The following is a 16,316-nucleotide window of genomic DNA, read 5'->3' as shown; positions in this document are numbered from 1 at the left end:
CCACTATTTCAAACAAACGGTGATAACAAGCTGCGATCGGTCGGGGAGCCCGTCGCTTCTCACATCAAGCAGCTTGCCCCATCGGCCCGCGTCAATCAGCATGGAATGGGGGTCCATGGATCGGCACATAATGGCGGTGAGACTCACAATTGATGTTTTGCACAGCGGCGTAGGCGCGCTGTCACATTGATTTAAGCAATAGGGAAATTGGGGTGGCAACGCGCCATCATTGAGTGCCGGACCTGCTAGAGAAGCACGGTTGAGTTTCTTTTCAAACAACTTAGCAACGGCACAGAGTTCATCGTTGTACTGTGAATGCGACGAACACACCACCGTGCAGATAGAATGCTGAGACCCGTCGAAATTGGCCACTCCATCTTGAATCAGTCTCAATGTCTGGGAGGCACTCTGAAGTGTGTAATGAACTAGGCCCGATTAAACCGCCAACGCCGCGATACGAAGTGGTTTTGCAGACCGGCTTGCGCGTTCCAATGCGGGACGGCGTTGAGCTCGCCACGGACCTGTATCGGCCTATTGGTTACACTGGGGAACTCGGGTCAATCCTTATCCGAACTCCATACGGTAAGACGCCCTATCGCTGTCCGGTTGAGCCTCGCCACAAAGTGGCAAGAATGTTTGCTGGACAAGGGTTCGCTGTACTTGTGCAGGAGCGTCGTGGCGTCTTCGATTCCGGCGGCGTATACGCTAGGGAACATATAGGGGACGACGGTTATGACACGCTGTCCTGGATTTCGCAGCAGCCATGGTCGAATGGACGCGTGGGCACATATGGGTGCTCGGCGCTTGGTATCGCGCAGGTTTTGCTGGCGCAGTTGTGCCATCCAGCCCACCGATGCGCAATTGCGCAGGGATCGGGCGGCGCGAACGGCTCTGCCGGAGGGCGATATCGCAACGGGGATCTCCGTCTCGGCGGTGCGGTGGAGGTTGCCGCGTTTGTCCCCTGGTTCCACCAAACCGCAGCGAAGGACCGGTCCCGAGTGCAACCGAAAAGCGATGAGGAGTATCAGCGGGCTTTCGCGTCGCTGCCGCTCGTCAACATGCTTAAGAGCCTTGGGGGACCGCCGACTGACTGGGAGGACTGGGTCTCGCGTGACCCAGGCGATCCCTGGGGGGATCGGAATGGGATGCTTAGCGAGGACTCGACCATCGACGTCCCAGCCCTGTTCGTGAACTCGTGGTACGACGTGGGGGCTGCCGACGCGCTTCACCAGCAGCGCGTTTTTAGTGCTCGCGGATTGAGCCCGGCGGCACGCGATCACCAACATATCATTCTGTCGCCAGCCACGCATTGTGGCACCGAGAGTCTCAAAGCCCCGACGGTTATCGGCGAGCGCGAGCTGGGCGACGCGCGCCTGGATTGCTGGCAGATCTACCTGGACTGGTTCGACTGCTGGCTGAACGACAAGCCCGACCGGATCGAGGGAATGCCCCGCGTCCAGTACTACGTGATGGGTCGCAACGAGTGGCGTGCCGCGTCAGAATGGCCCCCTCTTGGTGTGGAACTGCAGCACTGGTTCCTCCGCAGCGGCGGGAATGCCGCGACCCGTCTAGGCGACGGGACTCTTGATGTAGAGCCTCCGAGTGCCGACGAGCCGGCTGACACGTTTACCTACGACCCTGGGGATCCGGCGCCGTTCTTGGGGATGGACGGCGGGAAGTCAAGTGGAACTACTATAGGACCCCGCGATTACCAGGACGTCCAGCTTCGTCCAGACGTCCTCTGCTTCACTTCACCGCCCCTCACAGAGGGCATGGAGGTTACCGGATTTGTCCGGGCGGTCCTCTTCGTCTCTTCTTCGGCCCCGGACACGGACTTCGTGGCCAGACTGTTGGACGTACATCCCGATGGCCGTGCGATTGACGTGGTGGACGGGATACTGCGCGTCCGCTATCGCGAGGGCTTTGATCGGGCTGTTTTCATGGAACCGAGCGTTATATGCAAAATCGAGATTGATCTCGACGCCACAAGTAATTGGTTTCCGGCCGGCCATCAAATTCGCCTGGAAATCACTAGTTCGGCCTTCCCGCGGTTCGACCGCAACCTGAATACGGGAGGTAACAACTGGGACGAAACTGAATGGGTAGTGGCTCGGAACACGATTCATCACTGCGAGCAGTTCCCCTCCCACGTACTGCTTCCTGTGATGACAGCGATGGGGTCCCATGCCGGCAAGGCGAATTTGAACAGCATCGCTAGGTGTTTAGATTGTGGTATTCGGCTTTGCCCCCCGCCTTGAACGGGTTGTTTTGAAGTGCTGCGCTTCGAGATGATGACAAAACGTGGTCTGTGTGAACAGCCACAAGCATCAGGAAAGGAAGCGCAGCATGAAAAATTATGCCGGACTGGACGTCTCCGTGAAAGAGACCACCGTTTGCATCGTGAGAAGGGCGCCGAATTTGCCGAGAGATGAAGGTTGCTAGTCATCCGGACGATCTTGCTGACGCATTGAAGAACCCCGCATGGAATCTCGCCCGGATCAGGCTTGAAGCCGGCCCCTTATCCCAATGGTTGGTCTGGCGGCAGCCGGACTACGTGACCTGTATCGAGCCCCGTCATTCCAAGGCGTTCTCAAGGCACAGGTCAACAAGACCGACCGCAACCATGCTCGCGGCATCGCGCAGATATGCGGGTTAACCTGTTCCGGCCCGTGCATGTCAAGAGTAAGCGGTATTCTCGGGCCACGGCCTTGAGCTCGAGCTTGTTGATGTAGACCCAAGGCAGGAGATCGTCGATCTGGCTGTTGGGGTGGCCGTTGACGATCCTGGTGAGGACATCGGCGAGATAAGCCGAGCGGTTCGACACCATTGAGCTTGCAGGTTTCGATCAGCGAGGCGATGACTGCCCAGTGTTCGGCGCCGCCGTCAGAGCCTGCGAAGAGCGCGTTCTTGCGGTTGAGCGCGAAGACTGATTCATTATGCACCCCCTCTTCAAATGGCGGGAAACAGCGATTTCTGATTATCGTCGTTGATGATACGCGGAGATTTGCGCGCCAAATCGGCCTTGATCCGTTCATCTTCAAGGTCGCTGGCGCGGATCTGGTAGGGCGCGCCGCGCATGACCTGCTCGGCTGGTAATATGCCGTCCCTGACGAACCGGCGGATTTTGACGTGCGACACGCCAAGCTTCGCGGCCGCGTCCGACATGGTAAGCCACTCGCCGTTCTTGTCGGAAGACCGATAGCCGCTGATCTTGTGCACCGTGCGCAGGGATTGGACGCGTCGCGCCGTCCAGGTCTTTCCCTGACCCGTCTTCATGCCCATGCGGTTGAGTGTGGCGGCGATTTCGGCATCCGACCATCGCGTTGCCATGGATCGCATGACCGCCAGAGCCTCCTCAGGCGTACTCTGGCCATGCTCTCCGGATTTGGACTTGCGAACCCTTACCTGGGAATGCTGGCCCCCATGCCAATGGATGGTCAGGATCACATCGCGCGCGTCGTCATCGACGTCCGCCACAATGTCCTTGATGAGCGCGCGCAGCAGTTGCTGACGGAACCGCATATCGACACCCGGCGCATTCCAGGCGGCTTCGAGATCCTGGGCGAGGCCGGTGAAGTCAGGGATCGCGTCGACAGGCTCCATACGCTGGACTTCACTGAGCCGGGCCTCGCAGGTCTCCACGCGCCTGAGCCTAGCTTCCCAGTTCCTCTCGAGCTGGGCCGCTATAAGCCGGTTCTCCGGGTCGCAGGCGGCGTAGCGGCGCTCGGCGAGCGATGCCTCATAGCGTGCCTGCTGCAGGTCCATCTCGATCATCTGCCGCCGCCTGGCTTCGCTCTCCAGCTGCATCTGTTCAGCCTCCAACGCCGCCTCGATCGCCATCGGCGCAACCGCCTCCAAGGCTTCGCGGGCCACCGCCGCATCGGTGCGAAAGCCGTTGAACGACATGCATCGCGCCTGCGCCATCATGGTGTTCTCGCAACGATAGACCGGGTAACCTTGGCCACGTCCGGCATACGTGACAACCAGTCTTCGCCCGCATCGACCACAGGAGAGAAGACCCGGGAGCAACGCGCGACCGCCGCGGCCCGACTTGACGCCGCCGGCTTTGCCATAGGCGTTGGCGGCGAGAAGTTCCTGGTTCCGTTCGTACTCGCTCCATCCGATATAGCCTTCGTGATGCTCCTTGAGCACCACCGCCCAATCGCTGGCCGGCTTGTAATGACCATAGCTCTTGCGGACGCGGCCATCCACGATCTCGGTGCGCTTCTCGCTCTTACCATAGACATAAGCGCCGGCGTAGAACGGGTTCTTCAGGACGGAGATCACGTTGCGGTAGCGGACCGGAACCCAGGCGAAGGACACCATCTTCTTGCCGTCGGAGGGTCTGGGGAAATGCACGCCATCGTCGATCATCGAGATCAGGACCTGGCGGGCACTGCCGAGTTCGCGGAAACGCGCGAATATCAGGCGAATGGTCTCCTGCAGGCGTATATCGGGATCGAACCCGAGACCGTAATCCCGGTGCCAGACGTAGCCGAAGGGCACAGAGATGCGCAGTTCGCCGCGCTGTGCCTTGGCGCGGTCAGCTTCGTACATGCGAGCACGCAGCACCCCGAGTTCGAACTCGCTTATGCTCCCCTTCATGCCGAGCAGCAGGCGATCGTTCGGCAGTCCCGGATCGTAGACTCCGTCCAGATCGATCACCCGTGCATCGACTTCGCCGCACAACTCGAGCAGCCGATGCCAGTCCGGTCCGTTGCGAGACAGGCGGGACGCCTCCAGGCAAAGCACAGCGCCCACATGACCGGTGCACAGATCGTCGACCAGGCGTTCGAAACCGGGACGTTCCACAGCTCCACTTGCGGTGCGTCCCAAGTCCTCGTCGATCACCTCAACCTTGCGGAATCCCCAGCGCCGCGCGACGTCGACCAGCTCATATTGCCGACGCTGGCTCTCAAGATTGAGCTGCACTTGCGCCTGCGTGGACTGACGTACATAGACAACGGCCTTGCGCTTGAGGATGGTGGCCGGAATCAGATTACGGCTCGTCATCGCGGCTCTCCTCCGTCACGATACCGGCGGCGGCCATCAGCACATTGGCGAGCCGGGCGATCACGATCGTTCGTTGCGCTGCGCTCAGCCCGACTAGCTTGTGCGAGTCGAGCGCATGCTGAGCTGGCGAACGATCACGAGAGATCGTGTCGGTGGCGGCAAGGTTCTCATTTTGAGTCTCCCCGATGATGAAACCATCCGGAGAGCCTCGCCGGAAACGGCGCTGGATCAAGAGCTTGTTCAGTTCAAGCAGTGCAGCAAGCGACGCGCGCGGGGAGCCCAGATCCATTGCTGCGCACGGGACTTCGACCTCCTGCCCAACATGGGCAGAATGACCCCGAGATTGCGATCGGACGGATCGAGCGTTCGACGGTGTTGCTGTCGATCTCGATGCGGCCGTCGTCAAGGAAGTGCGAGAGGCCTTCCCAGCGTGAGAGCGTGTAGCGGATTGCCTCTGCGAGCTTGGTCTTCTGACTGATCAGGCCGAGCTTCTCACGCAGCCAGGGTTCGAGATCGGCGACGATGGCGCGGCTTTTGTCCTGACGCATCGCGCGGCGCTCGTTGGCCGATCGGCCACGGATGTCATCCTCGATCTTGTAGAGTTCGGCGATCCGTCTCAGCGCGTCACTGGCGATCGGCGCGGGACCGGCTGCTGCCAGTTCATAAAAGCGCCGACGGACATGCGCCCAGCAGAAGGCGAGCGTGACGCCGCTTTTGTCGGCCAGCACGCGATAGCCGCCATAGCCGTCGACCTGCAAGATTCCGGTGAAGCCTGCGAGATGAGCGATCGGACGCTCGGCCTTTCGGTCCGGCGCATAGACATAGGCGACGCCCGGCGGGTCGCTCCCCTCCCATCGTCGGTCATCGCGGGCATAGGCCCAGAGTTGACCTGTCTTAGTCTTGCCGCGGCCGGGATCGAGCACCGGCGCGGTCGTCTCGTCGGCGAAGAGTTTTGCCGAGGACTTCAGCTTGCCAAGCAGCCGCTCATGCACCGGACGCAGGTGCCAGGCGGCGCGGCCGACCCAGTCGGCGAGCGTAGAGCGATCGAGATTGATACCCTGCCGGGCGTAGATTTGCGCCTGACGATAGAGCGGAAGGTGATCGGCATATTTTGAGACCAGCACCTGGGCGACCGTTGCCTCGGTCGGAAGACCACCCTCGATCAGCCGGGCCGGCGCCGGAAGCCTGAACCACGACGTCCTCGCAGGCGCGGCAGGCATATTTGGGCCGGCGCACGACGATTACACGCAGCTGCGCCGGAACGATGTCGAGCCGCTCGCTCACGTCCTCGCCGATCCGATGCAAGCCATTGCGGCAGCATGGGCAGGCATGGTCCTCGATGTCGACGACCATCTCCACGCGCGGCAGATGGGGTGGCAGCGCGCCCCGGTTGGCCCGGCGCCTCGTGGCCTTTGCTTGCCGCTCGGCGGGAGCAGATTGCTCCTTCTCTTCCTCACCGGCGGCCTCGATCTGCTCCGCCTCTTCGAGCCCCAGCAGCAATTGATCCTCGGGGAGCGTCTCGGCACGCCGGCCGAAGCGGTGACGCTGCAATTCCTTGATGATCTGAATCAGACGGGCATTCTCGACGTCGTGCGCCAGGACCATCGCCTTCAGCGCGTCCGGATCGTCGGGAAGCTGGTCAGCCGTCATCGCCATGAACGGATCAGACCATATTCGCCGACAGCCCGCGACAGCGGAATCTAGGCTGATTCACTTCGTCGCGGGTCAGCCCGCCTGGGCTGGCACGCGGGTCCGGCGCGCCTCATGGACTCGCCGCCAGTCGAGACCTTCGAGTAGCGCCGAGAGCTGCGCGGCCGTCAGCCGCATCATGCCGTCATGCACTTTCGGCCAGCGGAACTCCCCATCCTCCAAACGCTTAGCAGGCAAACCCCGGTGCCATCCCAGAAGATCAGCTTGATCCGGTCAGTCCGCTTCGCCCGGAAGACGTAGACGGCCCCGCTGAACGGATCGGCCCCCATTGTCTCTCGCACCAGCGCCGCCAATCCCTCCGCACCCTTGCGGAAGTCGACGGGCTTCGTCGCCACCATGACCTTGACCGCACCCGTCGGCCCGATCACGACGTCGCCTTCAGCGCGCGGATCACTGCGGCCACCGTCTTGGTATCGGCGCCCCGGCCGACGCGCATCGCGATGCCGTCGATCTCAAGCTCGATCATGCCGGCATCTCGGGTGGCTTGCCGTTTCCGCTGCTTCGGTGAACGGCTGGCTGCAGGTTCCGCCGCCGCCACAACCGCCGGCACAAAGGCAGGAGAATCTTGCTGCACCGAAGCGGCCTGTTTGCGCGCTTCGCGGCGCCAGGCGAAGACCTGCTGCGGCCTGAGACCATAACGGCGGGCGACCTCGGAAATGATCGCATTCGGCTCCAGCGTCTCTGCGATGATCCGCGCCTTGTCATCCACCGACCAGTGACGCCGACCGCCGGCACCGTTGATCACCTCGAAACGCCGAAGCTGCCGCTCCGGGTCAAGCGTAAGGTCAAGTCCAGACACAAGCCGATCTCCGATCCCAATACAGGATCGGCAACCTCACAGATCGCGACCACTCCCGAAAGGTGGTCCGGAAACACCGCTCTGATGTCCGCTGTCAAGGTTTGGAACGCATGAGGTCGCCCGATCCGAGGAACGGCTGCTCATTCTGATGATCGCGCATGGGTGGGGAGGCGGAACTGAAGGACGTCGGTGATCAAGCTCTGATGCGCGGGTTGGCTACCGCATTCCCGATTGTGCGTCCGGGGCTGTTCCTATCTTACTGCGGGCGTCGGTCGATTTGCCGGCCACAAAGCGTCTGACGGGCATTCCCCTGCCGTGGTCCCGCCTCCGCCCATGCGCGATATGTGCGCCATCGCGGCGAGCGATCAGGTGACGCGCGCCTCCCTTGCGACTGCCCACATAAAGCCGACCAGTTCACGGGCGATCGCGGTGCAGACGACCGTTGTCCGTTTGCCCCGAGCGCTCAGCATGCGGTAGCGGGCTGTCAGGCGGGACTGCGCCTTCCAGGCGATCTCACGCACCTTCGGTGACGCCTGCTCCAACCGGTATAGCTTCGCCTTCCCGACCTTGGGCGGATGTCGATAGGTCCAGGCGCTCTCGACCAACATGTGGCGAACCCGACCGTTGCCTGCCTTTGTGATGCCGCCGCGCCGGACTGTCTCCCCGGTTGAGCGCTCGCCGGGGACCCGACCGAGATATCCCATGAGCTGGCGTGGGCTTTCGAACCGGCTGGCGTCGCCGACTTCGGTGACGAACGTCACGGCGACAATTAGGTCTACCCCACGCAATGTCTGAAGCGCCCACACGATCGGTGCCAGCGACCAGGCCGGGACGAACTCTTCGATCACACGCTCCAGCCGCTCGACCCGCTCTTTCGAGACGCGCACCGCCTCGACCATCTCCTGGAGTGCGATCTGATGCGCGGGATGATCGAACCTTGTTCCTGAAGCCAGCGTAGATAGCGCATCGTCCAGCTCTTCTTTCGCGGATAGCTACGGCCGTGCTTGAGCATGAATGCGCTCACCTGCTGGCGATGGACCCGCAGCGTCTCGACCGCGCCCGCCCGCGCGCGAACAAGATCCCGTATGGACTCGTGCCCTTCATCGGGAACCCACACCGCGGTCAGCTCGCCGGCGCGCAATAGTCGGGCAAGGGAAATGGCGTCTCGACGGTTCGTCTTCACCCGATCGCCGGGCTTCCTTGGTATCAATGATGGTGCAACCACGGTGCACTCGTGCCCGAGCGACCGGATCAGGCGATAAAGGCCGTACCCGGTCGGCCCAGCCTCATAGCAGAAATGCACGTAATCAAAGCGGCTGGCGATCCGGCCTATGACCCGCCGCATGCTGGTCGCCGACGCGTCGACCTCACCGAAGAACCGAACCTCTCCTTCCCGGCCTGCCTCCGCAATCGCAATAGCGTTCTTAAGCTTCGCAACATCGATTCCGACAAATGCTTCTCTATAATCCGCCACGGCTCGTCCTCCTGTGGTGAGGATCGGCTCGGCCCGTCCGAGCAACCCTCGGACGCGCAGTGTAGGGCGAGCCACCTCATCGGCAGAGGCGGACATACGGTCTTACTGTCAAGACGCTGACGACCCAGAATCGCCGGGCGCTGCTGACGGCCCTCAAGTCGCTTCAGGAAAAGGCCATCGCCATCGAGAACGACATCCGTGGCCTGTTTCGTAACTTCGGTCTCAAAGTTGGCATTGTCGACGGCCGGCAAATTCGCGGATCGCATCCGGGACCCTTCCGGTGACATTCCGGAACTCGAGACATCATGGAGACGTTGCTCACCGCCCGTCGGAAACTTTGCGAGCAGTTCACGGTGCTACACGAAAGACTGTTGTCGATCGTGAGGGGTGACACGGTTTGCAGGCGGTTGATGACCGTGCTGGGCGTCGGCCCTATCGTTGCACTGGGTTTCAACGCCACGGTCGATATTCCTGCCCCCTTCAGGAATTCGAAGGACGTGGGGCCGTATCTCGGTTTGACGCCGCGGTTACATCAATCAGGCTAGGATAATCGCGTCGGCAGGTCAGCCTAGGAAGCTTGAATGGGATTGACTTCAACACGCCGAATAGACAAGTCCAGGCATTTGGTGGAGCGGATTGAGAGTGAAGCGCTCGGGCTGGGAAGCCCATGCCTTGCAGATGAACTCGTAGGGTGAGACCTTTGAGGGCCTTCAGCCTGCGGCCGAAATTTGTAGGCCGCAACAAAGTCGGCAAGATGCCGACGCAGTTGGTCATGATCGTCGTAGTGGAAACGCTTGCCCGTCGCGTCCTTGATGGTGCGGTTCATTCGCTCGACCTAGCCGGTGGTCCAAGTATGCTTTGGCTTCGTGGTTCGAAGCACAGCGCGACGATGCGGCCCCCGAACGTGCTTGCGGGCTTCCTGGCGCCGCGACGAGCGCTTGCAGGCGCTGACGGTCGCTGGCCAAAACGGTGAAGGGGGATGCTATTGCGCATGCATCTAACTCGCACGCCAAACCGCAAAACGGAATCCCGAAATCGGACTCTTTTGATCCGATCAATCCACTATGAGACGCCGATTCCGAAATAGCGGGTGTGGGCGACATTGAGGATGCGATTGATCAAGCTTACGAAGCTGTGTCCGCCGGCCGTTGCAGCTGTGCCATAACTGGAGTGTATACCAAGGGCCGGCACCGAGTTCATCTCTAGGACAAACGGTTGGCCTGAGCGATCGATCCGGAAATCGACGCGGGCATAGTCCCGGCAGTGGCAGGCACGGAAGGTCGCAACCGAAATATCCCGTAACATCGTCTCAAGCCCGCTCTCGATTTTCGCCGGGCAAATCTTGGGCACCGCTGCGGCCGCCACGTACTTCGCATCCCAATTCATAACACGCGTTTCGCGGTCACCGAAGTCCTGCTCCACTAGAGGCAAAACTTCGGGCTCCCCGTTTCCGAGCAACGCAACGCAGATTTCCCGCCCCTCGATGTATTCCTCCACTAGCGCATCCTGAGCATGCTGCGTGACGATCACTTCGACGGCCTGCCGCAACTTAGAGTGTTCATGTATGATCTGCAATCCGAAGCTGCAGTCCTCCTCCCGCGGCTTCACTACCACTGGGAATCTCAGGTCGCCGGTGTTCTCGGTGCCGCGACGCATCACGCGAAAGTTCGGAGTCGGCACGCCCTGATCGCGGATGAGCATTTTGGTAATGACTTTGTCTCCCGTCAGCCCAATCCCGAAGGGGCTACATCCAGTGTATGGAACACCGGCCATCTCAAGCATGGCAGGAACATGAGTGTAACGCTTTTCGCCCTGAATTCCCTCCGCCAAGTTGAAGACCATTCCCGAGGGGCGACCTTGCGGATCAGGTGGCATGAACCGCTCGAGACTGGCGAGCAGTCCTTTATCGCCTTCACACACTACCGTCTCGTGGCCGCCCTCTTGAAGTGCCGCCACCACATCTTCCAACGTGCCGCTATGCGGCCAAGGCTGCGGCGGCTGCGGACAAGGCTGACCGAACCGGTTAATCACACCGTTGAAATCACTGTTCGTTACGATGGCTACTCGCATGAGCTATCTCCTTTGACGTTTGTCTGCTGTCACGAAACCAATGAAAACTGGATGGAGGCCAACCGCTATATCAACATTGACGACCTGCACGAGTACAAGAGGCTCGAAGCACCATGGCTGACCCTTTTCACAACCCCCTCCACAAACATAGGTCCACCACCCGGTTCCCTCTCCGGTTCCCGACCCTTTCCGCTGGCGGTGCTCTTTTTGCCCAAGTAGCTCGAAAGACGGCGAGTTGGGTTGCGGTACCATCAATAAAGCCTTATGCAGGGTTTATGCCAAAACAGATGATAACCGGCGGATGAGAGCGCTCCGACGCGAAATGATCGCTTCAAAAACCGTGCCAACCTCGCAAAATGCACGTCGGCCAGTGCTTTGAGTTTGATATCAAACTTACGGTCATATCAGGTACTAAACTGGCCCGCACAACCACTATGTCGCAGGCGCGACAAAATCCGACAGAGATCGTATCCCAGGGGACGAGCGGCGACCCATCCGCAGTCTTTTGACGCTCGCCGGTCCCTTACATCGAGCCCTGGCGTCCAGAATTGAAGTTGGGCGAAGGCGATCCGCATAATCGTATGCCCGGCCTGGCCGGCTTCAACGTGCGAGCGCTGCAGCAGTTTCAACAATGATGGCGAGTCGGCATAAATCTTCTTGAGAGGCTGGCGCTTAATCCCGGAACAAACGCGGCAATCAGCACTTCGCCTTGCTCATTTCGATGACGGCCATAGTGTTATTGCGCGCTTCAAAAGCTGGACAGCGATTCCGCTAATTCCCGGACAGCGTTTTCACAAAAGTCCGACAGTTCGTCGAGGTTGGTCCTCGGCAGCCTGGTTGCTGTAGGGCTGATTGATTTCGGTGTTCTCGGAGTCGGTCAAGAGGGCCGAGGCTTTTTTCTTCGGATGCTCTCGCCCTGAAGGGCGATGCGGTGTGCATTGTGCACGAGCGGTCGTGTATAGCGTCGGCGACCGTGCTGTCGTTAATAAGGTCGTGCCAGCTTGCCACGGGGACCTGGGCGGTGATCAGGGTGGATTTTCTCTGATAGCGCTCCTCGACGATTTTCGAAGAGGTGGAAGCGCTGCTGATCGGAGAGAGCATGGTTGCCGAAGTCGTCGTGGATGAGCCAAGTGGACACGGGTGAGCTTGTCGATGAGGCGGGGAAAGGAACCATCGATGCGTCGCTCTCGAACAGGATAACAGTGCGGCTTCGGAAAAGTCCGGACAGGCTTTCCGGTAATCTCAATGATGAGATCCGCGCCCGCCGTTCCAAAAAAAGGTTCGGCACGAAGCCCGCATTTTTTGCACTGGGCTTACGGCGTGCTGATCCACTGTTTCGTCATTACTATTCCCGAGCCTTGCAACCGAGCCGGAAGCGTCAGGCGAATGCAGGATTCCTGCGCTCGTAGAGCGTCCCAGCTTGGTCAGCACAACCTGACGATACGCGCCATCTTGGCGGCAAAGGCATTTGACGCAGCTGAATTGTCACGATCAGACGGCAGTTGGATCCTCATTGGATGGCCAGTGTTGCAAAAATCACAGGCTGGAGATCGGACTTGCGCCCTGGTGAATTTCCGCCACCGCATCGGGGTCGGTCTTCAACCCGGCAACTTCGACTTCCCAATTATAATAGAGACCGCGGCCGGGGCTTTGGCGGAGAGGGTCAGTCCTGGCGATGCCTCTCTCGAGCCGGCCTACATTGCAGCTGCCAGGCGGTTGGTTGAGCGCGGAGCCGTCGCGATAACCAGGGACTGCGGCTTCAGTATCTGGTGCCAGGCTGCACTGGCCACGTCTGTCAAACTTCCCGTGGCCATGTCGAGCCTGCTACTGGCGCCCACGCTCCTCCGGCAGCTTCCGGCCGGCGCAAAGCTCGCCGTCTGGCCGCAGACTCAAGACACTGCGGCGAAGAGCTGCTGGGCATGGATTCATCCGCAGGGGCAAGAGTAGCCATCGGCGGCATCGAAGGTAATACGCGGCCGGCTAGTGTTACCGAAATGGAGTCCCCGGGTTGCAGTCTGTGTCGCGACTTCGCGCCGCACATCCCAAGATTGACGCACTCCTATTTGAATGTACATTGTCCCCGATGGTGACGTCAGCAATCCGTCGTAGGACAGGACTGCCCATCTATGACGCCGCGCCCCTTTATCGAATGACATTCGCGTCCGTGGCTTGACCGCTTGGAGGCCGTCAGGTGCTTGAGCGCGGCAGTCTCAAGTTTTAAGGGGTGGCAGCGTGGAATCTGCTCCTCGCGAAAGAAGGAAGCCCCAGGCGACTTTCGATCGTATATGCCGCGGCTAGGACGGAGGTGTCGGAATAGCGCGCGCCGACCAGTTGTAGCCCGACGGGCAGCCCTTGATCATCCAGGCCCGATGGAATCGATGCTGCTGGTTGCTGGGTCAAGTTGAAAGGGTAGGTGAAGGGCGTCCAGTCCACCCACCCCTTGTAACTATCATCCGGCACATTTCGCCCGACGGGGAACGGCGCGATAGGCATCGTCGGTGTGACCAAGAGATCGTAATTTTCGTGGAACTTCGCCATCAGAGCGGAGAGCTCGAACCGCATCGCCTCAGCTTCCTGAAATTCGGTAAGGGTGATCTTCAGCCCGCGTTCGGCACCTTCCAGAAAGCCAGGATCTAGTAATTGTCTTTGCTGTTTGTTCATTCGTGACACAATACGGGCGGCGCCAGCGAACCAGAATGTAGAAAACACCTCCACCGGATCCGCAAATCCCGGATTGACTTCGGCCACCTCGGCCCCAAGAGCTCGAAGCTGGTCGATCGCATTATCGGTAACGTTTTGGATATCTCGCGCCACCTTGACATAGCCGAGGTTCCGACTGTAGCCGATCCGCAGGCCCCTGATGGTGGTCTTTGCTGGATCGGGGTCGAGACCTAGGTACGCCGGACCCGCATAGCCATCGCGAGCGTCCTTTCGTGCAATCACATTCATCATCAGGATCGCATCCGCAACGGTGCGGGTCACCGGCCCCAAATGAGACAGCGTTGTCATGGCGCTAGCTGGCCATTGCGGAACGATGCCGAAGGTTGGCTTGAAGCCGAAGGTCCCCGTGAAGCTCGCCGGTATCCGGATTGATCCCCCGCCGTCGCTACCCTGATGAAGAAAGCCAAGGTTGAGCGCAGCCGCAACTGCCGCCCCTCCCGACGACCCGCCTGGTGTCAGGTCAGGATTCCAGGGATTGCGGGTGATCCCGTAGACCGGGCTGTCTGTTACCCCTTTCCAGCCAAATTCTGGAGTGGTTGTCTTGCCCAGGATAACGCCACCGGTCTCACGGATACGGGCTGGAACAGGGGCGTCTTCAGTCCAGGGTCCCTCGGTGCTGCCGGACAATGAGCCACGTCTTGTCGGCCAGCCTCGTGTCAAGGTGAGGTCTTTGATGGTGGCCGGAATGCCATCTAGTACTCCGGCTGGTTCCCCCTTCATCCATCGACCCTCCGAGGCCCGGGCAGCAGACCTGGCCCCTTCGTGGTCGACGAGGCAAAATGCGTTCAGCGCCGGGTTGTTGGCGTCGATGCGGCTGAGACAGTCATCGACGACTTCAACAGGCGAGAGCTGCCGCCTTCGGTAGAGTTCCAGGCATTCGCACGCCGACAGACCCTCAAGAGATGTTGGCACGGATGAACGAGTTTTCATTTTACGAGGTCCGCTACATTCAAGCCTGGCATAAGACGGCAGTTATTCATTCGTTCTGCGGCCCTTGTCAGACCGATCATCAAGACGTCGGACGGGATCCCAACGTGTTCTCTACGAGCTTGATCCAGTACGATGTTCCATAAGGAATCGCCTCGTCGTTGAAATTGTAGGCAGGGTGATGCAGGCCGGCGCTGTCACCGTTCCCGCACCAGACGAAAGCACCCGGCCGCGCCTGCGCCAGGAAGGAGAAATCTTCCCCCCCCATTACCGGTGGCGTCTCGAGCACATTGTTTTCACCGGCCACGCCCTTGGCCGCGCTTCTCGCAAGGTCGGTCTGCTGGACCTCATTGAAGAGAATTGCGTCGAAGCTCTGAAATTTAATATCTATCTTCGCGCCGGTTATCTGGGCGATGCCGGCGACCACTTCGCCCACCCGCTCCTTCACGAACTTGCGCACCTCCGGCTTTAGCGTCCGCATGGTGCCCACCAACTCCGCTGTTTGCGGAACGACGGGGACTAGTCTCTGCCCGGACTGGAACTGGTGGAACGAAATTCCTGCCGAGTCGACAGGGTCAATGTTCTGAGCCAGGATATGCTGCAGGGCCGTCACAAGCTGAGCGCCGACCAGAATCGGATCGATGCATTCATGAGGCCTTCCAGGGTGCCCCCCTCGCCCTTCAATGCTAATTTCTATGCTATCAGTTGCCGCCATCACTGGACCTTGCCGGATTCCGAAGACACCTACCGGCAAGCCCGGACGATTGTGCATTCCGTAGATGTGCTCGATGCCGAACCGCTCCATCAAACCGTCATCTAGCATGGCAACGGCGCCGGTACCGATCTCCTCGGCAGGTTGGAAGATCATGACCGCCGTTCCAGCGAAATTCCGAGTATCGGCAAGATAGCGCGCGGCACCCAACAGCATCGCGGTGTGGCCGTCATGCCCACACGCATGCATCAAGCCCTTGTTCTTGGACGCATAGGGCAGATCGGTCGCTTCGTTGATCGGCAGCGCATCCATGTCAGCGCGCAATCCGATAACCTTTGGGTTACCGTCGCTCACGACGCCGTTGCCCTTGATGACGCCAACGACGCCGGTTTTGCCGATGCCGGTCGCGACGGCGTCGCAGCCGAATTCGCGCAGGCGCTCGGCGACAAATGCCGAAGTACGGGGGATGTCGAAGCCCAGTTCGGGATGTGCATGGATGTCCCGGCGCCAAGCCACTATCTCGGGGAGAAACTCTGCGACGCTATTGAGAATTGCCACGGGGACTTTCCTTTCTTGCCGGTTGCAGGCGAATTTCACGCTTTGTCCTTGCGAGAGCCGGGAGACCCGTTTCCGCGCTGCCGGGAGCACAGCATCCTCTGTGCGACGTAGGCACCCCAGCTATTCCGCCGACTGAAGCCGCTCCAATTAGCCGGGGACCGACAATCCTGAATTCCGCTCCGCCCAGAATGTAGCAAGTGCCAAAGAGCTTGGTTGCGCGAAGGGCGCCTTGGTCCCGCAGAATATCATCGTTTTTTGGTCATTGGCGCATAACACCTGCAGGCTGAGAGGAGGTGCCCTGGTATATATGCGGGACCATTCAAAATAGGACA

The 16,316-nt window shown here is 60.2% G+C and carries 10 protein-coding genes and 6 pseudogenes; 4 read left to right on the top strand and 12 right to left on the bottom strand.

The window, feature by feature from the left end; all coding sequences use genetic code 11:
• The first annotated feature begins 392 nt into the window (after positions 1–392).
• Together P9230_RS28110 and P9230_RS28105 are read left to right on the top strand one after the other, a co-directional pair.
• Positions 393–2,258 (top strand): CocE/NonD family hydrolase, encoded by a 1,866-nt coding sequence (locus tag P9230_RS28110; RefSeq protein ID WP_127365890.1) that lies wholly within the window; start codon positions 393–395, stop codon positions 2,256–2,258.
• An 88-nt stretch (positions 2,259–2,346) separates the two neighbouring features.
• Positions 2,347–2,684: pseudogene (locus tag P9230_RS28105) on the top strand (IS110 family transposase); the annotation flags it as partial.
• A gap of 44 nt (positions 2,685–2,728) precedes the next feature.
• Here P9230_RS28105 and P9230_RS28100 read toward each other — a convergent pair.
• The 7 genes and pseudogenes from P9230_RS28100 to P9230_RS28070 form a co-directional block, all read right to left on the bottom strand.
• A pseudogene (locus P9230_RS28100) lies at positions 2,729–2,921 on the bottom strand (transposase domain-containing protein); the annotation flags it as partial.
• 28 nt (positions 2,922–2,949) lie between these two features.
• The gene (locus P9230_RS28095; RefSeq protein ID WP_063169338.1) at positions 2,950–5,013 is read right to left on the bottom strand and encodes a recombinase family protein; all 2,064 of its coding nucleotides are present in this window, start codon (positions 5,011–5,013) and stop codon (positions 2,950–2,952) included.
• A complete protein-coding gene (locus tag P9230_RS28090) occupies positions 5,000–5,302 on the bottom strand; it encodes a hypothetical protein (protein WP_063169337.1) in 303 nt (100 codons plus the stop codon). Before P9230_RS28090 ends, P9230_RS28095 begins: the two co-directional genes overlap by 14 nt.
• A gap of 49 nt (positions 5,303–5,351) precedes the next feature.
• Positions 5,352–6,669 (bottom strand): annotated as a pseudogene (locus tag P9230_RS28085) (IS66 family transposase); the annotation flags it as partial.
• A gap of 69 nt (positions 6,670–6,738) precedes the next feature.
• A pseudogene (gene tnpB / locus P9230_RS28080) lies at positions 6,739–7,091 on the bottom strand (IS66 family insertion sequence element accessory protein TnpB).
• Complete coding sequence (locus P9230_RS28075) at positions 7,088–7,468, bottom strand: transposase (RefSeq protein ID WP_199489649.1); 381 nt, start codon at positions 7,466–7,468, stop codon at positions 7,088–7,090. The pseudogene tnpB and the gene P9230_RS28075 overlap by 4 nt, the downstream one beginning before the upstream one ends.
• A gap of 419 nt (positions 7,469–7,887) precedes the next feature.
• Positions 7,888–9,092: pseudogene (locus P9230_RS28070) on the bottom strand (IS110 family transposase).
• Between the two features lie 209 nt (positions 9,093–9,301).
• On the opposite strand from P9230_RS28070, the gene P9230_RS28065 reads away from it, so the two are divergent.
• The gene (locus P9230_RS28065) at positions 9,302–9,541 is read left to right on the top strand and encodes an IS110 family transposase (protein ID WP_063169335.1); all 240 of its coding nucleotides are present in this window, start codon (positions 9,302–9,304) and stop codon (positions 9,539–9,541) included.
• A 48-nt stretch (positions 9,542–9,589) separates the two neighbouring features.
• On the opposite strand, the pseudogene P9230_RS28060 reads toward P9230_RS28065, so the two are convergent.
• The 3 genes and pseudogenes from P9230_RS28060 to P9230_RS28050 all read right to left on the bottom strand — a co-directional run.
• Positions 9,590–9,870: pseudogene (locus P9230_RS28060) on the bottom strand (integrase core domain-containing protein); the annotation flags it as partial.
• A gap of 188 nt (positions 9,871–10,058) precedes the next feature.
• A complete protein-coding gene (locus tag P9230_RS28055) occupies positions 10,059–11,066 on the bottom strand; it encodes an ATP-grasp domain-containing protein (RefSeq protein ID WP_063169333.1) in 1,008 nt (335 codons plus the stop codon).
• Between the two features lie 771 nt (positions 11,067–11,837).
• Positions 11,838–12,167, bottom strand: coding sequence for an ATP-binding protein (locus P9230_RS28050; protein ID WP_272482847.1), 330 nt, complete (start codon positions 12,165–12,167; stop codon positions 11,838–11,840).
• 2 nt (positions 12,168–12,169) lie between these two features.
• On the opposite strand from P9230_RS28050, the gene P9230_RS28045 reads away from it, so the two are divergent.
• Positions 12,170–12,475 (top strand): hypothetical protein, encoded by a 306-nt coding sequence (locus tag P9230_RS28045; RefSeq protein ID WP_164548505.1) that lies wholly within the window; start codon positions 12,170–12,172, stop codon positions 12,473–12,475.
• 808 nt (positions 12,476–13,283) lie between these two features.
• Here P9230_RS28045 and P9230_RS28040 read toward each other — a convergent pair.
• On the bottom strand, positions 13,284–14,717 hold the full coding sequence (locus P9230_RS28040; protein ID WP_063169332.1) for an amidase: 1,434 nt from the start codon (positions 14,715–14,717) through the stop codon (positions 13,284–13,286).
• 79 nt (positions 14,718–14,796) lie between these two features.
• Positions 14,797–15,984, bottom strand: a complete 1,188-nt coding sequence (locus P9230_RS28035) for a M20 aminoacylase family protein (RefSeq protein ID WP_063169331.1) — start codon at positions 15,982–15,984, stop codon at positions 14,797–14,799.
• Positions 15,985–16,316: the final 332 nt, after the last annotated feature.

Origin of the sequence: Mesorhizobium sp. WSM4887 (assembly GCF_029625865.1) — a bacterium.
GTDB lineage: Bacteria > Pseudomonadota > Alphaproteobacteria > Rhizobiales > Rhizobiaceae > Mesorhizobium.
The sequence above is the reverse complement of the archived record's forward strand: the minus strand, read 5'-3'. Positions and strand labels throughout refer to the sequence as shown.